This window comes from Streptomyces sp. WM6386, from assembly GCF_000972385.1.
Classification (GTDB): Bacteria; Actinomycetota; Actinomycetes; order Streptomycetales; family Streptomycetaceae; genus Streptomyces.
In genome coordinates, this window is sequence record NZ_JXTE01000716.1 from 1 (window position 1) to 334 (window position 334).

Annotated in this window: 1 protein-coding gene; it reads left to right on the forward strand. The window is 71.9% G+C overall.

The genetic code is table 11. The annotated features are described in order from the left end of the window. Positions 1–31 precede the first annotated feature (31 nt). On the forward strand, positions 32–334 hold a 303-nt coding region (locus TN53_RS43370; protein WP_159038311.1), incomplete at its 3' end, for a hypothetical protein.

Here is a 334-nt window from a genome sequence, read left to right on the forward strand (position 1 = left end):
CCAGCGCGGCAGTGGTTCCAGGGTCACGGCCGTGAACGGCGGAGCCGCCGCGGCACAGGGCCTGAAGTCCAGCGACGTGGACGACCCCGACACTCCCCTGTACATCTGGGCCCTGTGCGGACGCACGACCGTCAATCAGAAGGAGGCCCAAGCCCCCGTGGTCGACTGCAGCGCGCTGGACGGCCTGGACGTCTGGCGGCGGGTACACGACCTGCTGCCCGGCCGGATCGCCGTTCTGCTCGGCCCGGGACCGGGCAGGTGGTCGGACGGCGCCCTTGCCATCGGAGACATCAACGGCCTGCGCAGGAACAACGCCGGCTTCGTGCGGCGCGGC